Source organism: Poseidonibacter lekithochrous, assembly GCF_018861145.1.
GTDB classification, from domain to species: domain Bacteria; phylum Campylobacterota; class Campylobacteria; order Campylobacterales; family Arcobacteraceae; genus Poseidonibacter; species Poseidonibacter lekithochrous_A.
The window spans coordinates 1-19,099 of record NZ_JAHKQT010000010.1 but is presented as its reverse complement, the minus strand read 5'-3'; the positions used below and the strand labels follow the sequence as shown (position 1 = coordinate 19,099).

Below are 19,099 nucleotides of genomic sequence, written 5' to 3'. Positions count from 1 at the left end.
GTGTTTAATATACAAACATCCTATGAATTTAATGATGTAGCATTGTTAATTTCATTTGTAATAATTCCACTTATTGCAGCTATTAATATTATTGGAAAATTTGAAGCAGATACTTATTTAAAAGAAATAAATCATTAAAATATTTAAACCTAAAACCTAAACAAAAAATCAAGAATTTATTGATAAATTAATTATATAAGGAATATAAAATGCAAAACCCAAAAACAATAATAGAACTAGATTATAAGTTTGATGAATCTCAAAGAATAGAACTAGAAAAATTTCTTCTTAAATATTATGATATATATAAACATGAAATAGAAATCTATGATATAAAAGATTATTCAAAACAAAGCTTCTTTGCACAAACAATAGCTGAAGAAGTTCAAAAAGAAATGGCTTTGGAGAATGATTAGATTAGGTTGGGTTGAATTAGTTTTATAAATACTATGTATAATTTAAATCCCTAAGAAAAATGTCTATTTTTAAGGATTTATCGCACTTAAAGATAAATCACTTTTAACAGACTCATTACAACTTTCCTTACTTTGACTTAATATTGAAAATTTCTTAATATGAGTTTCTATCTTTTAAAAATAATTTAAATCATTATGATATATTACCTTTTAATTTTAAAACTCTTTTATTTTTGACTCTTTGTCATAAACACCAGTTTATAACTACATTAGTAATATTATAGCATAAATATATCTAATATAGACAATATCCTCTTGACATGACATACTAATTTAGGTTATAATTTTATTATATTTATCCAATATGGATACTTAAGGAGAGTATAATGGTAGTTTTACTAGTGTTAGGTGTAGTTACTTTTTATATTTTTGTACTTTTTTTGATGATAAAAACAAATAGGTATACAAATATTAAAAGAGGGAAAGAGTTTTTTCATGGAAAATATTTATTTGTTTACTTTATTAGTTTTACACTTATCTATTATGGATATGAATGGTATGAAGAAGCAATAGAATCAAATGGTGATATTCTAAATGGAATAATTCTAATTATACTTGCAGCTATTCTTCTTGTACTTGTAATTATTAGAAATATAAAGTCATCAAATTTTATTTTTGGTATTACCATTACTATAGTGCAAATAATTCTTTATATGCCAATTCTTATTTTTACTATGGTTAGTGGATTTACAGCACTATTTTGTATAGTATGGACTATTCCTTTCATGCTATAAAAGAATTTAGAATGAATAAAGAAGAAGAATATTCTTATCTATCTTTCAAAACTTAGATTAAATATATTAATGATGTTTAATAATCAAAAAGAGATTAAAATAACATCACCTAGGTGTAAAAGTGAGAACATCTTTATTGGAAGTAGTAATGACATCCAATTAAAAAATCTAGAAAAAGACTTATTTAAATATTTACTATATAATGTTAATATTCTAGTTACTCTAGAAGAAAGAGAAGGATATGAGTATATATACCCTCCGAAACTTTTTAAAAAAATAAGATCTAAAACTTATCATGAACTAATAATTTGTAAGTCTAACCATGTATATAAGATGGCTGTTAAGTACCATTATTAATTAAAAAAACAAGATTATACTACTAAGATAAATAATGCTCAGTAATACTAGCTCTATTATGCTTCATCTCATAAGATACTTGTTGAAGAGAATCTTGATAGGAATATCCTGCTTGTGCATATTCAAACATTCTAGACTTTGCAAAGTTCCAACGTAAGCCATGACTTCCTTCTGTAATTTCATTTGAAATTAAACATGCTTGTTTTATATCATTGTAATATTTCTGTCGATTTATTTTAAATGTACCATCAAATTGTAGACATAAATCTAAGTTTGCATATGTATCAAGTGATATTAAGACTTCTCCTTGCTTACCACCCTTCTCCTTAGTGAAAAGACAACCTTTTATAGCTTTACTAATTGGATCATATTTAATATCTAGTAATTGCTTTTTTTTAATTAATGCAATGCCTTCAATTCGTGCACCACCTTCAAGTTGAATCGATGCTGCAAGTTTATGTTGTGGATTCTTTAAATTTTCAATTAATTTTAATGGATTTTTATATGCACGATTATGATAGTTATTGCTAATATATTTTAAATCTCTAGCTTCATCTAGTATAGTTTGTCTGATTGAAAAATCATATTCTCGATTTTCATTATGTATATTCTTTGCAAAGTTTTTTAATGCAATTTCTAACTTACCAATTGATGCTGATATTTTTTCTAAATACTGCTTAGAAGGATAGTATTCTATTTTATAATCCATATATGCTACAACATGATAATCTTCTATTTTCTCAAAGTTTTTAATTTTCCAGTGTTCAAGTAAATAGTTAAAGAAATTGTTCCAAACTGCTCTATAACTTTCCATAGTTTTATATGAAGATACAAATTGATAATATGGATGACTAGGGTTAACTTTATCTTCTTTTTTAAGACCAGCTATAAATACTTGTTTTACAAGTTGTGAGCTTTGATAATAAACACTTCCTCTCAAAATTTCCCTCTTTATTTTTTTAGAATAATTTATATTCTTTATAATTATGTCAATATTATATATTTTAGTTTTGATAGTTTCAGCCTCTATCTGGGGCGGTTAAAAGTTAAGTCAATCTGCTTTTATTTAAATTCTTGCATTTGAATTTTTTAACATTTCGTACGTACTTGTTAATAGTAAAAGTTTATTGTATTTATTTCATTGTACTTGCATATCAAAGCTTGCCAAACTTCTTTGATTTTCACTAATCAAAATATTTCTTTAATCAAAGTAATAAAAAATATTTCATGCTCTTTTGATTGAGATGGGTGGTAACACTCGTAAGTGAGACTGAGCTCCAACTATAAATTTAGTTTTGTATTAAAATAAAGTTATGAAAAATTATAACATGAAGTTTTGTTTATTCAAGTGCAAGGATAAAAATCAAGAGAGGTAATTGTTTTTTACGGTTTCCATTTTAACTAAATAACAAATAAAAGTACTAATATAGGGCTTTTATCAAAGATTAAATTTTACTGAAAAATATAGAAATAAACAAAAAATAAACAGTTGAGTAAACAGTTCTTGTGATTTCTTTTAAATATTTTTTTTCATTTTTCAATACAAGTAGTCATTTATAAACTTAAAATTCTTGTATTTTTGATTCTTATTTTACATTTATTAGTCAGTATATTTAATAGTAATTACAAGATGCCCTTACAAAATAGAAGCTTATAGCTTCTATTTTGATGGAGGGTTATTACCTCTTCCTCCACCAGATGGATTACCTGTAGTTGATGGTGCATTAACTGGTCTATTTCCCATTTTTAACTCCTTTATATTCAGGATGATTTATATTCAATTGATTACTTCTATTATCAAGCATTTTTTGATATTCATTGTTTGTTCCAGATGTTCCTGTATTGCCATTCTTTTGATTATTTTTGTGGTCATTGTTTGCCATTTTCTTTCCTTTATTTGTTTTGATAAGGAAAGTATACAAGTTTTTTTAGTTAGAAAATTACCCTAAACCTGACATTTTTTAAAATAGTCTCCAACAATATCAATGCACTTAAGAAAATCCGTTTCCTCTTTTAAAAGATTAATAAACTCAATTAAAGTGTTATCACTTGTTCCCTTAGAAAGTAATGTTCCAAATGCTCTATCAAGATATTTAAATTGTCTATTAAAAAGTATTTTATCTTCAACTTTTACAGAAATAATAAATCTCATAAAAGCATAACTATTATTAATAAGGAAGCTAAATGCATTATTCTCTGGGATATCAATAATTTCAGATAATAAAACTCTATAATCTTTTTTTGTTTTACACTTATTAAACTTATTGATAATAAGTTCTCTATCTATCATCTTTATATTAATTAGTTTATCGCTGTTATTATGTTTTAAAAACTCATGCAATTTAGATTCGAGATGAAGTAAGGATTCTTTAAAGGTTAGTTCTTTTGATTCATCTGGCATATCAATGAGATATTTTAATTGTTCTTCATAAATTTTAGCTTCTTTATTTATAGAATAATTTCTTTTAATATCTTCTCTAAATTTATTGACACTTTCTATTAATTCTAATTTTATACTTTCTGAGATATCGAATTCTTTTTGAATATGTAGCAATGCTCTAATAATTAATAGTTGAAAAAGTTTACCTATCTTTTCTTCATTAGACACTTTATGAATAGTATTTATAATTACAAGCATTTTAGTAAAAGTTGGTAGTTCTTTATTCTTTTTCCATTTTGATAAATCTGATTCAAATTTTTCAGCAGTAACATCTTCTATAAATATTTCACTCTTTTCAAATATTTCTTTTAAATCATGATTTACATGTGATAACTGAGTTGCCAAATCTTTTTGACTAATTTTTTTTATCTCATTATTATAATCTCTAATTTCTCTATATTTATCAAAAAAAGGTATTAAAGAATTATCTTTTAATGCATTATCAAACATTGATATGTCAATATAATTATAATTCATGTTTTCAATTATAAATGCAATTTGAAAAGAGAATAAATTAATAAATTGGTCTTTCTTAAATTGTAATTTCTCAAATAATCTGTAATTATCATTTATGTTATTCAATTGATGAACATAAAAATTTACTTGTTTTGTATTATTTAATAAATGAATAGTAAATAAATCATAAAAATTATATGCTTCTCGATTTAAATGATATTGATATTCTTCATTACTAAGCTTTTTGTCATCATTTAAAAAGTTATCATGCTTCTTCGATTCTCTTTGTTTATCTCTTTTTATTTTAAAAACATCTAAAGGTTCATAAACTCTATTATTTACACCCCATATTTTCCAGAATATACTGTTAAAATCTTTTATTTTATCAGTTTTTATAGTCATTTAATTCCTCAATACTTTATCTTCTAAGCTTCACCGCTACTTGAAAAACCAGAATTAGCCCAACTATATAATTTCATTATTTCGACATGATCATAACAATCTTCTAGTGTAGAGCTACTTTTTATTGCATCTAAATATGTATCATAAAAGTATTCATTTTTTATAAATTCTTCAAGCATTATTTGCCATTCTTTATAATGAAGTCTTAATTTTCTAGATACCTTATTATAGTACTCTGATATTAAATATTCTAAAACCTGAGATTCACCTATTTCGCCATCAAATTCATAATAATCAGATTTAAAAAAGTCTTCTCCTGCCAATAATATAAATAATTTAAAATCTATTTCTAATTCATTTATTAATTCTAAACAGAAATCAATGCTTTCAGTTAGGTCAGATTCGATTTCTTCATAAATATTTATGGATATTCTTTTTATTTCTAATATACAAATAAGATTTAATATTGCAAAGCACTCTGCATAAAAATTAGTTTTTTCTTTTTCTTTATTATCTATAATTTCTAACTGAGAGAATAACCAATCAATATCGACATCTTGATTTAAATTATTAAATACATTAGAAACCTCTTCTTTTGAATATAAATAATCATATACTTTAGTTTCTTTTGTACTTTCTTTAAAATCATCTGGAAGATTTATACTCTTAAGAATAAGAGGAACAAATGTTTCAAATTGGCTTTTTTGTTGCTCCCCTAAAGATACTGTTATATCAGCAGAAAAAGGTTCAAGAATATCTATTGTTCCATAAGGTAAGTTGTCATTTTCTAGGATATCATTTATTTGTTTTTTTGATTCTCTTGATGCTATTTTTATTAATTCATCTAGTTGTAATCGTGAGAAATCAATTGATACTGCATAAACTTCATCATCATATGGTATTTCAACTGCGGTTGAAAATTGATCATTTTCTAAAATAGTAATACTATAAAATCTAAATTCGTAGAAATGTATTTCTGCTTCTTTAGAAACACCTTCTTCCAAAAGTTTTACTCCATAATCTGGTTTAAATGCCATTTATTATCCTTCTAATTCTGAAATAGTTTTTATTGCATTAACAATATCTTCTTGTTCATCATCTGATAAGTTCTCAAATTGACTTGATAAAGGATGATTATCGTTTCCTAAAATATCTTTAATACTAGTAACTGCTTTTCCAATATCAATATATTGTTTTTCAAACACTATATTTTTAATTCTGTTTATTAATTCAATTTGTTTTTGGGTATAAGTATCTTTAGATAAAAAGTTTTCTAGAATTTTATTTGCAACTTCTTTATCTGATTGATTTATAATTTCTTTCACTAAGTCTTCAAATTTACTATCATCGGTTAAATTGTCTTCAATATTCTTTTCTAAATTAAAAACGAATTGTTTAATTTGTTCAATATCCATACTTGTAATTAAATTAGTTTTGTGAAGAGTTTGAATAATTGATAAATTATCTAAATACTCTTGAACTTTCTTCTGTAGTTCAGTTTTAATAGAAACTTTATCAACGAAATCACTACTATTATGTTCTTTTACTTCTTCTATTTTATCTTTAAAGTTAGTCTCTATTGGTGAGATGAAACCTTTTTCAACAGATAGGTCAGCTATATCTTCTAACTCTTTTCTAATCTCTTCTAAATCGTTTATATTCTTTAGATTAAATCCATTGTCTAAGACTTTATCTATTGTTTCAATTTTCTTCTTTATAGCAACTAAACTACCGTTATTTTCATTTGATTTCAGTACTGTACATCTAGCTTTTAAAGTATCACTATATTTTTTATTATCTTTTTCTTTTAAAATCAATTCTTCTGAATTTAAGATCTCCATTTGAAATCTTTGTGTTTCAAACTTAGTAGAATCTTCTATATACTCTGCTATAGTTTTAATATCTGCATATACTTTATCAGTAATAATATTTAAGTCTTTTAATTGTAATTCTTCTATAATAAATCTATTCTTCTTAAGTCTATAATCACTTAAATCTAATTCATCTATTTGAGTTTTTACAGTTTTAAGTAATTCATTTTTAAAAGTTCCATTTTCAAGAACTCTTAATAATCCTACTCTTTTTAAGAATAATCTTTCTTTTAAAGATGTACTTTTTGTTGCTGGTACTCCATCAGGGCTTAGTCCAAAATAGGTAAAGTTCATTCCAAAATCAAAGATATAAAACTCTTTTTTATTTTGTTCTTCTCCAAGAAGGTTTGGACATAACCTTGTACCTCTTCCTATCATTTGCCAAAATTTAGTTTTTGATTTAACAGGTTTGAAAAATACTAGATTAAGTATTTCAGGAACATCAATACCAGTATCAAGCATATCAACACTAATAGCAATTTGAGGATTCTTATTAGGATTTTTAAAGTTATCCATTAATGTATCTTTATGTGAGATATCACTATGAATAATTTCTGCTTCTTTTGTTCGTGAAGGGTATAGTAAATCAAATATCTTTTTAATATATTCAGCATGTGTTTTATTTTTTGCAAAGATAATAGTTTTACCTATTTTATTACCATCATTTATTTTTAATCCATACTCATCTAAATACTTAAGTACTTTTTCATTTGTTTCTTTATTGAGTATTCTTTTATTTATTTCAGAAGAACTAATTTCTTCTTCATCTTCTTCAAATTTGTCTTCATACTCTTCTTTTTCTTCTTCACTTAGATCTTCGTATTTTATACCTCTTTTTACTATGCCTAAATCTATCTCTTTTGCTTTAAAAGGCACAAGGTTACCATCTTCTATTGCTTGGTCAAGTGAATACGCATCTGTTGGTTCTTTATCCCCTGTTTCAAAGAATTCATATGTATTTCTATGAACTTCATCTGTTGGTGTTGCTGTAAGTCCTAATATAAAAGCATTAAAATATTCAAATATTGCCTTATATTTCTTATAAATAGTTCTATGAGCTTCATCAACTATAATCAAATCAAAATAAGCACTATTATATTCACCATTTTGTATTAGGTTATGGACTGTTTCATATGTTCCAAAATGCATTCTTGCATCTAAATCTTTATCATCACCTAGATTTGTGCATGTTTCACTCAAGTAGTCATTAAAGTTGTTTTTAGCTTGTTTAACAAGTTCAACTCTATCTGCTAAGAATAAAACCTTTCTAACCCAATCAGAACGAATTAGAACATCACTTAAACTAGCACTTACTCTTGTCTTTCCACTTCCTGTTGCCATAACTAGTAAAGCTCTTGTTTTATTAGCTTCATAATCTTTTAAAACACTTCTTATAACTCTTTTTTGGTAAGTTCTATCTGTAATTGCATCACTTATTTCATAAGTTGAAGGTTTATTATCTTGGATGGCTTGTTTTTGTTGAAGTATTCTTTTTAATTCATGTATAGGAAAGAAACTATGTATTTCTCTAAATGGATAAATACCATTTGTATATTCTATTACTTTTCCATTTGTTACAAATATTAATACATCTTTATTAAATTGTTTTTCTAAAGCTTGGGCATAAAGTTGAGCTTGGTATCTTCCTGCACTTACACCTTTTGAGTATTTCTTTGCTTCTATAACTGCAAGAGGAGTATCATCTTCATCCCATATAACATAATCAGCAAAGCCAGTCTTTCCACTATCTAGTGTAAGCTTATACTCTATATCTTTTTTCTTTTCAAAATCTTCAGTTTTATATTTAGCCTCTCTAAGTTCTAAATCAATAAGAAGCTCTCTTGTTTGAGCTTCATTAAGTCCTTCAAGGCTTGTTACTTTCGTTCTTTTAGTTTTCTTTTCTTCATTTGTGAATGTTGGTAAAGATTCTTTTATTCTTCTTAGTTCTTCTAGTTCTTTTTGAAGTCTTTCATTTTCTTCTTCAACTTTTTTCTGTTCATGATCTTTTATTTTTAAAATATCTTCAATATTTTCTTTTTTAGTTTTTCCAATATTTAAAATATCATATTCACCATTTACTTCATAGTTACTATAAACTTCTACTATCCATCTTTGGAATTTATATAGGCATTTATTTGCATATAAACTCTCTTTTTCATTTATAGTAATATTATGTTTTGAATGAGCAGCATTATTTCCTATTTTTCTAATAATATGTAATTCATCTATTAGTTCAAGTGGTAGAATTTCTGTAAAAGTAGAGTTCGTTATAAGTTCGAATGTGCTTAAGTCATAAAGTAAATTTTCATCTAGATCTTCATCTATCTTATATACAAATTTAATAGACTTCTCCAAAGCTTTTCTAGCATAAAATGCTGAAACCTCTGGATCATCTATTACATTTGATTCTGCTTTTATAGAATCATTTGCCAATATCTGGAATTCATCTTTTAAAAATGAAAAATTACTCATGTTTATCTCCTATTCTTGGAAGCTTCTTTGTAAAAGTGCATCAAAGTTTTCTTGTAGTTTTTCTAGTTCTTGAGTGTATAATATTTTTTGTTCTTCTATTTTTTCTATTATTTTTGCGAATTTTTGTTGTTCTTTCATTGGAGGATATATTATATTTAATGTTCTTATATCTTTTAGGTGTAAATGTTTTATTGCTACGCCTTTAATAAATTTAGAATACTGGAATTTTGTGGCTTCAGAATTAAGTAAATTATTCAAAAAAAATGGATTCATTTTTGTTCTATCATATTTTATTAAACATAAACTTTCAAATAGGCTGAACTCAAAATCTACTTTTGGAATAATTGAACTCATACCTGTTGAACCACTTTTTGTCAAAAGTATATCTTGATATTCAGGATTACATCTTTTTGATAACTGTATATGTTCCTCTTCTGAAATATATTTCACATCAGAAAAGGTAATCCTTTCTTTTTTAATATTTTTTGCAGAAATAAAAATAATTCCACTATCTTTATAAATTGGTGTTTTATGGGTTCCATCAGTTATTTTAGTTGTTAAGTCTTCTAGTTTTACAATTTTCCATTTCAATGGATTACTAATAGGGTCACCAAACATATCAATAAAAATAGATTTTGAAAGTTCATCAAGTTTTGTTATTGATTCTTTTCGTAATTCTATAAGTTCATTTGCTTTGTCTAATGTTTTGGCAACTTGTTTTTGATTTTGTAGTGTAGGTAAAGGCATTTTAATTTTTTGAATATGGCTTGGACCAAAATTCAACTGTGCTGAACCTGTTATCAACTGACCTATTTGTTTTTTAAAACTAGTTGTCATCAAAAAATAATAAAAGAAATTTATATATAGTTTATTTTCATCTAGTGACTTGAATCTCATTGTACTAGTATTTAAACATAATGGTAAATCATTCTCAGTAATAAAGGAAATTTTATTATGAAAATTATTAACAACTATACCAGAACATGAGATAAGTAAATCCCCATCATCAACTAAAAAATGACTATATTTTCCATAAGCTTCTTCTTCTGAAATATATTTTTCTGTAGTACTTAAATTAATTTTATTATTATTTATATTCCCTACATTTAAAAGTTTTACGCCTTTATTCGTAAATTGTGACTTTCTTACACCAGGGCCTTCTTGAAAGAATAGGACATCAGGAATACTTACAATTTGACTCATAGCATCTCACCCAATTCATCTAAACCTTTTGTTATCTTCTCATTAATATTTTTTATATCTTCTAATATATTTTGTGGTTTATCATATTCAATAGTTTCATAAACTGTTTCTTTATATCTATTGATACTTAGGTCAAACTCATTGTTTTCTATCTCTTCTATTGGTACAAAAAAGCTTTTATCTGTTCTTGCTCTTTTCTCTTCTTTATCAAGATTTTTAAATCTCTCTAAAATATCAGGAATATCAGAACCATCACAAGGAGTTCTATTATCATTTAATGTATATCCATCATTTTGCATATCATAGAACCAAACTTTTTCATTTTTGTGTCCATTTGTTTTAGTGAAAATTACAATAGCAGTACTTACTCCTGCGTATGGTTTAAATACACCACTTGGCATTGAGATTATTGCATCAAGTTGTTGGTTTGAAACAATCTCTTTTCTTATTTCTTTATGTGCTTTAGTTGAACCAAATAGAACACCATCAGGAATAATAATTGCAGTTCTTCCTCCAACTTTTAATGCCTTTAATATTAAAGATACAAATAAAAGTTCAGTCTTTTTAGTCTTTGCTACATCTAAAATAGATTTTGCAACTTCTTCATAATCTAAAGAACCTTTAAAAGGTGGATTTGCAAGGATTAAATCATATTTACCTTCTTCCTCTAAATCAAATTTTCCTAAAGCATCTGTATTTGATATATGAGTTGATTCAATAGAATGTAACATCATATTCATAGATGCAATTCTTGCCATTGATATATCAAAATCATTTCCATGGAATAATCCTTCAAACTCCTTTGAACTTAAAGTATCAAGTAGTTCAGGTTTATGTTCTTTTATATATTCAATAGAATTGATTAAAAATCCCGCAGTTCCACAAGCAGGGTCATATATTTTGAATTCTTTTGTTATATTAGCATTTGACAACATTAGTTCAGCCATCATTTTAATTATATGTCTTGGTGTTCTAAACTGTCCATTTGTTCCAGCAGTTGCAAGTTTACTTAAAAGGTATTCATATAAATCACCTTTGATATCTTTATCTTCTAAATTTAGCTTACTTACCATATCAACTACTTTTTGAAGTAGCTTGGCTGTAGGAATTAAAAACGATGCATCTTTCATATAGTTTGAAAATGCTGATTGTTCATGTGATAATGATTTTATAAAAGGAAACATTTGTGTTTGAAATATAGAAAACATATCTTCTGCTGCTAATAATGACACATTTTGCCATCTTAAGTGTTCATTCTCTTTTGAGAATATATCTTTTACTTTACTATCAAGTCTTTTTTTTCTATCTATTTTTATTTGTGCTGTATCTAAACTTTTTATAAAAATTAGAAAGGTAAATTGTTCTACAACAGTAAGAGGGTTTGATATACCACCTGTCCAGAATGTTTCCCATATCTTATCTACTTGACTTTTTAGTTCGTTTGTTATCATTTAGTTTTGTTCCTTTTGTATTTATGCTGTAATTATAATTATATTCATGGACACTATTTGTCATCTTTTAAATAATTTATTATCTCATTTTTAAACTTATTTTTCCATTCAAGTGGAGTTATTATTTTTAAATGTGGAAACCACTTTCTAACTAATAATACTATCTCCAAATAATTTGTAACATAAAAAGTTAATTGCAGATCCCCTCCTTCCAATATCTTATTTTCCTGAGAAGGTAAATGTTTTTTGATTTCGAAATACTCTTTAGCATAGAAGTCTACTAAAACTTTTACTTCTTTGTATTCACTATTAAACCAAGAAAATGGTGTTTGAAACTCTTTTAAAAATTTATAAGCATTTAAAATATTTGATGTTTCATTAAACTCGTTTACTTGTACTTTATAATCTTTTATATAACTGAGTCTTAAAAATTTGAAGCCATCATTTAAAGTATCACTTGTAAGTGAAGCTAAATACAAGTTTCCTTCCATAAAAATAATTTGTAAAGGTTTTGCATCTTTTATATTAAAATCTTTATATTTAAAATTAACTTTTCTTTTTTTTAAGATACTTTCTTCAATTTCTTTTAAAAGAATATTATTAGAAAAATCTTCTAAAGGATTGTTATGAAAATGGTAAAGTTCTTTAGAGCTTTTGGAATTGCTCTCTATATTTTTTTTTAGCTCGTTATCAAGTTTCACATAATAATTTGGCAAAATTTCTTTTAGAATCCTTATATAACTTAATAGCTCTTTTTTATCACTAAAGTCTAATGATTGTTTAAGTATATCTTTATTGATTATTTTATAACAGCCTCTTGAAATTTTTTCAAATATTTCAATATCAAACTCTTTTTTGAAAAAATATTGAATAGTTTTAAAGTGTCTTAAATTAGAACGCTCTGATTTATCATTATTTAAAATTGTATTTAATTCATTTGTACAAATAGTATTATTCTGAATTAAGTATTTTAATAATTTTAAAGTTTCTAATGATGTATCGTGGATGTCATTCAAGGTTAAACCTCTATCTTACTTTTCAATACAAACAAAGGGTCTTGTTCTTGGAAGTTATATATATGTTTTGATTTTGTTTCTTTATCTAAAAAACTCCATGTTGTTTCTTGATTTGAAACGTATGTAATATCAAAACTATGAGATACAGAAAAACCAATACTTTCTGTAATTAAAAATCTATCATGAAACTTATGTGATTGTATAGTACTATCATCCCAAATATAAATTGTAAATGTATGATTAAATTGAGATTTTAAGCCTGTCAAAAATGTCTGAAAGTTGTAATTATGATTAGAATCAAATCTTGTATGAATTTCTATTTTACAACTACTATTAGAAAAGTTAGTTCTATTTCCCATTAATCTAGAACATAGTTTTAAAAAATTCTCGTTTTTAGTTTGGTATTGAAAATAAGGATCTATAATAATGAGTTTTGAAGAATAAGGCATGAAATGAGAAAGAAATGGTTCCATACTAGATTCTGTTTTAATTAATGTAGAACTTCTTTTATTTTTAATTGTATCCCACTTTGTATCATCTATAATTATATTATTAATTGACTCACAGTCTTCATTTAAATCTATTTTATATTTATCATTTAATTCATCATCTGTAATTATAAAATCAATTAAATTAATACTAAGTGCTTTTTTTGATACATTTATCCAATCTTCAGAAGAATTAATTAGGATATCATAATTCGTCTGTTTTATTAATTTTTTTTCATCTTTTAATTTTCTTATTAAAACTTGAAATTTATCTTTATATTTTGGTTCAAAAGAACTTACATATTTAGACTGAATAGTTTTACTCCAATTAGTATTCTGATACTCTGTAATAAAAATTGGATTTGAAATTATATCTTTTAAAATACTAATTATATTTTGTTTATTATTTCCTTCTTGAAAAATATTAGGTGTTAAAACAAGATTTGATGTCATATTCCAAACCTTTCATTATATCCTTCTTCAAAGAAACCTCCAGGCCATTCGTCAATTAACTCACCTTCTTCATCTAAATCTATTTTTTTTATTACTGAACCTGATACATTTTGTCCTGGCATAACAAAAATTATCTGTACATCATCTTTTGAAATAGGTGTTAGTCCTTGAGCTAATTCGTTATTAGTTGTTTCTCGTATTCTTCTCATGATTCTAAGTAATAAATGCTCACTATGCGTTTCTATAAGATAAGTATTATTTTCTTTTAATGAAGTTTCTATAAAAACATCAGCAATTTCAGATTGTAAAGCTGGGTGCAAATGTAACTCTGGCTGTTCAATTGCAATAACAGCATTTGTAGAAGCATATGCACTTACAAGTACAGGTAAAACTTGACTAATACCTACACCTATATCTCTATGACTTACAGTAGTATCTGTTCTTAAATCTTTTATCACTAGTTCTTCTAATACTTTTTCTGAAGAATTATTAACAATATAACTATTTATTTCATCTGAATAATCATTCCATTTTTCTAAGATATATAATTTAAATCTATCCTCTGTATCAAAGTCTTCTTTGGTTAATCCATCATCTTCTATGAAACTAAATTTTAAATCATCAAATTTCTCTAAAGAAAATATCTCAAATATATTTTGAAAGTAATCTTGTGATTCTACAAACTTCTTTACTGATAATTCATAACCAGTTTTTAATTTAGAATCTTTACCACCTAACCATTTATTTATTTTATTTCTAACTTCAGAATCTTTTTTTACTATACTCCATGCATTATAGTCCAATCCTTCAATTGATTCATTTGAAAGAGATATATCTCTGGTAGGATAAGATCTGATAGGTCCTAAATATAATATTTCTTTATAATCTTTGTTTACTTCTTTTAATATCTCATTTAAAGTATTACATATTATTATATATTCAGGAAGAGAACTTTTTTGTGGAATTTGATTTTCTATTGGTTTTTCTAAATCTAAAGTAAATTTATCATTTGTAGGAATATTATTATAATGCTCAAATAAAAATTCTTTAGTAAATTTATTTCTTGTAAATTTGAATTCACAATCTTCTTTATAATTAAATACAGTAAGAGAAGCTAAATATGCATAATTTTTTAACTCTTTTTTATCTATACCATCAGCAATTATTTCTAATATAAATTTATAATTAGCAAGTTCGACTTCTATAAATAAACTTCTTGTACGATATTCTTTTTTATGTAAATACTGTTTATGTCCACCTAAATCTAGGAGTTCCCCTCCTATAGTAAAATAGTTTAGATCAAATTTATTTGTTTTTAGTACTTCTCTAATAAATAGATATCCATGAATTACACTAGATTTACCTGAGCTATTTGCACCATAAATTAAGGTAATTGGTTTTAGTGGTATTTTTTGCTTTGATCCAAAAGATTTGAAATTTTCTAATGAAAATGACAACATTTTAAGCTCCTAATAAAATTGTTTAAATATAGATTTTGATAAATCTTGATTTGCTTCTTCTAAGATACTTAAACTATTTTTTACAATATTTAAATCATCTTGATAACTTTCAATTTTTTTTTGTATTTCTTTTGATGGTAATTCAATTTTAAGATTCTTAAAAAAAGACATGTTCAAAGAAGGAATCGTTGATCCTGTTGCATTAGATTCTAAGTATTCCCTATTACTTAAAAACCATTGATATATAAAATATGTACTAACCTTACTTGTATCAATTTTTATTGCAATTAGCGTTGGAGATATAACAACTTTCTTTTTTGTAATAATTACTTTTCCTATTGTTCCTCTTACAGATAATAAAATACTATTTGGTTCTACTATTATTAAACCGTTTTCATAAGCAAATTGTTCACTAATTTGTGTTTCTGAAGTATAAATATAATCATCTTTACATTTAGTTATATCTGATATGTTAACATATGAGATTTCACCATTTTGAATATTACATTTTGGTAAAGGTTTACCTTGTATTAATTGAGCAAAGTCCTCTATTTGATACGGTTTAATATCTGATTTAATCTTATGTAGATAATTAAGATTGTTCTTAATTTCTGCAACTCTATTCATTATTTTTTCAGTATTCTCTTGTATAGTATTTGTTAATGTAAATGGATTCTCAGTTTCTGTAATAAAATCTTCTAAAGGTTGATATCTATTAAAATCAATAATAAATTGATTATTACTAATTTCCTCTTTATTAACTAAAAGTTGATCTTCAATGTCATTTAAATTTATTTTCTTCAAGTCATAATTACAATTCATAAACTTTTCAGTAAATGAAGTAAACTTTTTAATTGGAAATTCTCTATCATTTTTGTAATTCAACATTAATATATCATCATTATAATTATCATTTTTTAATATAAATAAACTTACTTTAACACCCATCATTGGTTTAAATATAGTCCCTAGATTAATAATACATATAAGTTTATCTAAAATAAGTTTTCTCAAATTAATAGTTTCTTTATTTAATTGAGTTAGAAAACCATCGGGAATAATAAATGCACATTTACCATCTTTTTTTAAAGAATTCAATGCTTTTTGAATATATAGATTATGAGAAATTGATGATTCTATAGGAAAGTCTAAATCATACTCTTTTTTTTGTAATCTTTGAGCGAACACAGGTATTGTAAAAATAGCATCAAAACTACAATCTAACTTATCACTATAACTATGTAGAGGATTACTTAATACTAAATTAGTATTTTTATCATTATTTAACAATAATTCTAAAAATCTTAGCAATAAAGTTTGTTGATTTTGAATAAATCCAATATTATCAGAAGAGTAAGGTTTTAATAAAGATAAGAAATTACTTGATTCTAAATTTAAATCTAGTACTTTATCATTGTTTTTTATATTTAATAATTTTGCGATATTTTCTTGTATTTCTTCATCTAGTGTTTTTACAAATCCAAGTTGGTATTCTTCCTTTATATTTAATATAAATTTAATGATATTTTCTTCAGAAGAAGTCTCCACTGTATCAATAAACATACTTAAGGTTTTATCATCAATAGATAAAAATGGAATATGAAAATTTCTAAATAATAAATCAATATTTTGTGATATTTGAGTACTTTGTAATGTAGGTAAATAAACATTTATAAAATATTTTTTTCTTTCTTCTTTAGTATTCAACTTTACAAGATTAATCCATAATAATTTGAAATTAATATCATAGTGATTTTCATTATCTGCTAATCTTTTCAATATAAGTAAACTAAAAGTAATCTGATATGAAATATTCTTTTCTAAAGGAATTCTCATAATCATATCATTAATATTCATCGTTAACCTTTTAAATAATTTGAAGTAATTATACTTATCTTTTATGACAAATAGTGTCTATTTTACTATAAACTTACTTAGTATTGTAATTAGAATGAAATTTATTTATGATATTATACTGATTAATAATATACTATAAGGATTAACAATAGCAGTATTAATATATTTAGATCAAAATGTACTTAGTGAACTTAGAGATAGAAAACTTAAACAAACAGAAAATATATATTTTATTACACTTAAAAAAGTTCTGTTAATGTCTAATATTGAAACAATATATTCTAATATCACATTAAAAGAAATAAACCAAATTCAAAAAGATTCTTATAAAATAGAACATATAAATTTGTTAGATGAACTTGATGCAAAATATATTGATATACACAACAACAGATTACTCAATACTAAGCCAAGTCAAATATGGGGAAATTATCTTGAAGAGTTAAATTCTAATGATGATACATTAGGAGAAAAAGAAGCTTTAAGGACTTTTGATTTGCTTAATAGAAAAATATCAGGGTTACCTATTAATAATAGTTTCCATGAGATAGGAATGAATTTAGACAAATTTTTAAATGCACTTCCAGATAAAATATATGATTTGTTAGATAATTTTGAAGTTAATCAAGAAGAACTAAAAGAACCTTATAAAAAATATACAAAAGAAATCGGAAATATGAAAGAGATTTTAAAAAATAATCTACCAAAAGTATTAAATAAAATTGAACCTAAAGGTAGTGAGTTTATAAAATTTAATGATTTGCCATTAGGAACTAAACCTTTTAGAGAGTATCTTTCAATAAAAAATTTGAAAATTAATGATTTAGATAGTTCTAAAGTAGTTTTAGCAATTGAAGATATACTTAATAGAGAAAACGAATCATCAAAGACTTGGATAGAAAGTTTAAATAATACTTTAGAAGGAAAAATTTCTATTGCATATACTCTTATGAATTGGGCTGGATATTATCCTGATGATTTTGATAAAAATAAAAAAAATCGTGATAGATTTTTAGCTTCGACTAATGATATGCTACATGCAACAATAGCCGCAAGATCTTGCTATTTAATTTCCAATGATAATGCATTTTCTAAGAAAGCTATTGCAGCTTATAAATATGCAGGTTCTAAAACTATCATTTGTTCATCTAAAGATTTTATAGAAGAACAATGTAAACTTAAAATTCCAACTAATAATTAAGTCATTTGTATAGAGTATGTCCAATTTATGACTATCAAAAAGAAAATAATGAAAATTTATTTTTATAAATATAATTAAATATTAATCTAAACAAACTATAATTGTAAGATTAAGATAACTGTATTAATTTTACTTTTTATTGGAATAATAAAAGATCTAGAAAACATTAAAGGAACTAATTCAAAAACTTTAATTAGATTAAATGAAATTGAACTATCACGTTAATAAGTTTTGAAAAAATTATTATAGGATATTTATAAGAACTTCAACAAGTAAACAAGAATTTTTATTAACATTAATTAAAATAGCCAAATTGATTATTCCTAAGATATCAACCTTCCAACACTCTCTTCCCATAATCTCTAATTTCACCATCTGGAGATACATATTTATATAAAGTAGCTCTTGTAATCTTTAATTCTTTACAAAGTTCTGCAACACTTGTATCTCTATTTTTCATTGATGCTTCAGCAAGTCTTACTTGAGATTTTGTAAGATTAAATTTTCTTCCACCTTTTCTTCCTCTTGCACGTGCTGCTTGAAGTCCTGCCATTGTTCTTTCACGAATTAATTCTCTTTCAAATTCTGCTAATGCTCCAAAAATAGAAAATATCATTTTTCCAGCAGGTGAAGTTGTATCTATATTAACACCTTGTCCACTTAAAACTTTAAATCCAATTTTTCTTTTTGTAAGGTCTTCAACTGTTTGAATAAGATGTTTTAAGTTTCTTCCAAGCCTATCAAGTTTATAAACAACTAAAG

The 19,099-nt window shown here is 24.7% G+C and carries 15 protein-coding genes; 3 read left to right on the top strand and 12 right to left on the bottom strand.

Annotated features, from left to right (window positions below; translation table 11 throughout):
- Nucleotides 1-209 precede the first annotated feature (209 nt).
- Nucleotides 210-416 carry a hypothetical protein gene (locus KO488_RS04665; RefSeq protein ID WP_216057630.1) on the top strand — a complete coding sequence of 69 codons (207 nt, stop codon included), beginning with the start codon at nt 210-212 and terminating at the stop codon, nt 414-416.
- Nucleotides 417-802: 386 nt separating this feature from the next.
- Nucleotides 803-1,210, top strand: coding sequence for a hypothetical protein (locus KO488_RS04660; RefSeq protein ID WP_216057629.1), 408 nt, complete (start codon nt 803-805; stop codon nt 1,208-1,210).
- A gap of 379 nt (nt 1,211-1,589) precedes the next feature.
- On the opposite strand, the gene KO488_RS04655 is transcribed toward KO488_RS04660, so the two are convergent.
- From KO488_RS04655 to KO488_RS04605, 11 genes are all read right to left on the bottom strand, one after another.
- Nucleotides 1,590-2,507 (bottom strand): hypothetical protein, encoded by a 918-nt coding sequence (locus KO488_RS04655; protein WP_228319014.1) that lies wholly within the window; start codon nt 2,505-2,507, stop codon nt 1,590-1,592.
- Between the two features lie 793 nt (nt 2,508-3,300).
- Nucleotides 3,301-3,450: an alpha-amylase gene (locus KO488_RS04650; RefSeq protein ID WP_216057628.1), complete on the bottom strand. Its 150-nt coding sequence runs from the start codon at nt 3,448-3,450 to the stop codon at nt 3,301-3,303.
- Between the two features lie 62 nt (nt 3,451-3,512).
- The gene (locus KO488_RS04645) at nt 3,513-4,865 is read right to left on the bottom strand and encodes a hypothetical protein (RefSeq protein WP_216057627.1); all 1,353 of its coding nucleotides are present in this window, start codon (nt 4,863-4,865) and stop codon (nt 3,513-3,515) included.
- 23 nt (nt 4,866-4,888) lie between these two features.
- Entirely contained in the window at nt 4,889-5,902 is a 1,014-nt protein-coding gene (locus KO488_RS04640) for a hypothetical protein (protein WP_216057626.1), read from the bottom strand.
- 3 nt (nt 5,903-5,905) lie between these two features.
- On the bottom strand, nt 5,906-9,208 hold the full coding sequence (locus KO488_RS04635; RefSeq protein ID WP_216057625.1) for a DEAD/DEAH box helicase family protein: 3,303 nt from the start codon (nt 9,206-9,208) through the stop codon (nt 5,906-5,908).
- Nucleotides 9,209-9,217: 9 nt separating this feature from the next.
- On the bottom strand, nt 9,218-10,411 hold the full coding sequence (locus tag KO488_RS04630; RefSeq protein ID WP_216057624.1) for a restriction endonuclease subunit S: 1,194 nt from the start codon (nt 10,409-10,411) through the stop codon (nt 9,218-9,220).
- Nucleotides 10,408-11,862: an HsdM family class I SAM-dependent methyltransferase gene (locus KO488_RS04625; RefSeq protein WP_216057623.1), complete on the bottom strand. Its 1,455-nt coding sequence runs from the start codon at nt 11,860-11,862 to the stop codon at nt 10,408-10,410. Before KO488_RS04625 ends, KO488_RS04630 begins: the two co-directional genes overlap by 4 nt.
- Nucleotides 11,863-11,915: 53 nt before the next feature.
- Nucleotides 11,916-12,878, bottom strand: coding sequence for a WYL domain-containing protein (locus tag KO488_RS04620; RefSeq protein ID WP_216057622.1), 963 nt, complete (start codon nt 12,876-12,878; stop codon nt 11,916-11,918).
- A gap of 2 nt (nt 12,879-12,880) precedes the next feature.
- Nucleotides 12,881-13,819 carry a hypothetical protein gene (locus KO488_RS04615; RefSeq protein WP_216057621.1) on the bottom strand — a complete coding sequence of 313 codons (939 nt, stop codon included), beginning with the start codon at nt 13,817-13,819 and terminating at the stop codon, nt 12,881-12,883.
- The gene (locus KO488_RS04610) at nt 13,816-15,279 is read right to left on the bottom strand and encodes an AAA family ATPase (protein ID WP_216057620.1); all 1,464 of its coding nucleotides are present in this window, start codon (nt 15,277-15,279) and stop codon (nt 13,816-13,818) included. Before KO488_RS04610 ends, KO488_RS04615 begins: the two co-directional genes overlap by 4 nt.
- A gap of 9 nt (nt 15,280-15,288) precedes the next feature.
- Nucleotides 15,289-17,136, bottom strand: coding sequence for a restriction endonuclease subunit S (locus tag KO488_RS04605; protein ID WP_216057619.1), 1,848 nt, complete (start codon nt 17,134-17,136; stop codon nt 15,289-15,291).
- Nucleotides 17,137-17,392: 256 nt separating this feature from the next.
- Here KO488_RS04605 and KO488_RS04600 point away from each other — a divergent pair, with 256 nt between their 5' ends.
- Nucleotides 17,393-18,337: a hypothetical protein gene (locus KO488_RS04600; protein ID WP_216057618.1), complete on the top strand. Its 945-nt coding sequence runs from the start codon at nt 17,393-17,395 to the stop codon at nt 18,335-18,337.
- A gap of 331 nt (nt 18,338-18,668) precedes the next feature.
- Here KO488_RS04600 and KO488_RS04595 read toward each other — a convergent pair.
- Nucleotides 18,669-19,099, bottom strand: a 431-nt coding sequence (locus KO488_RS04595; RefSeq protein WP_216057617.1) for a recombinase family protein, incomplete at its 5' end; no start/stop codon positions are given.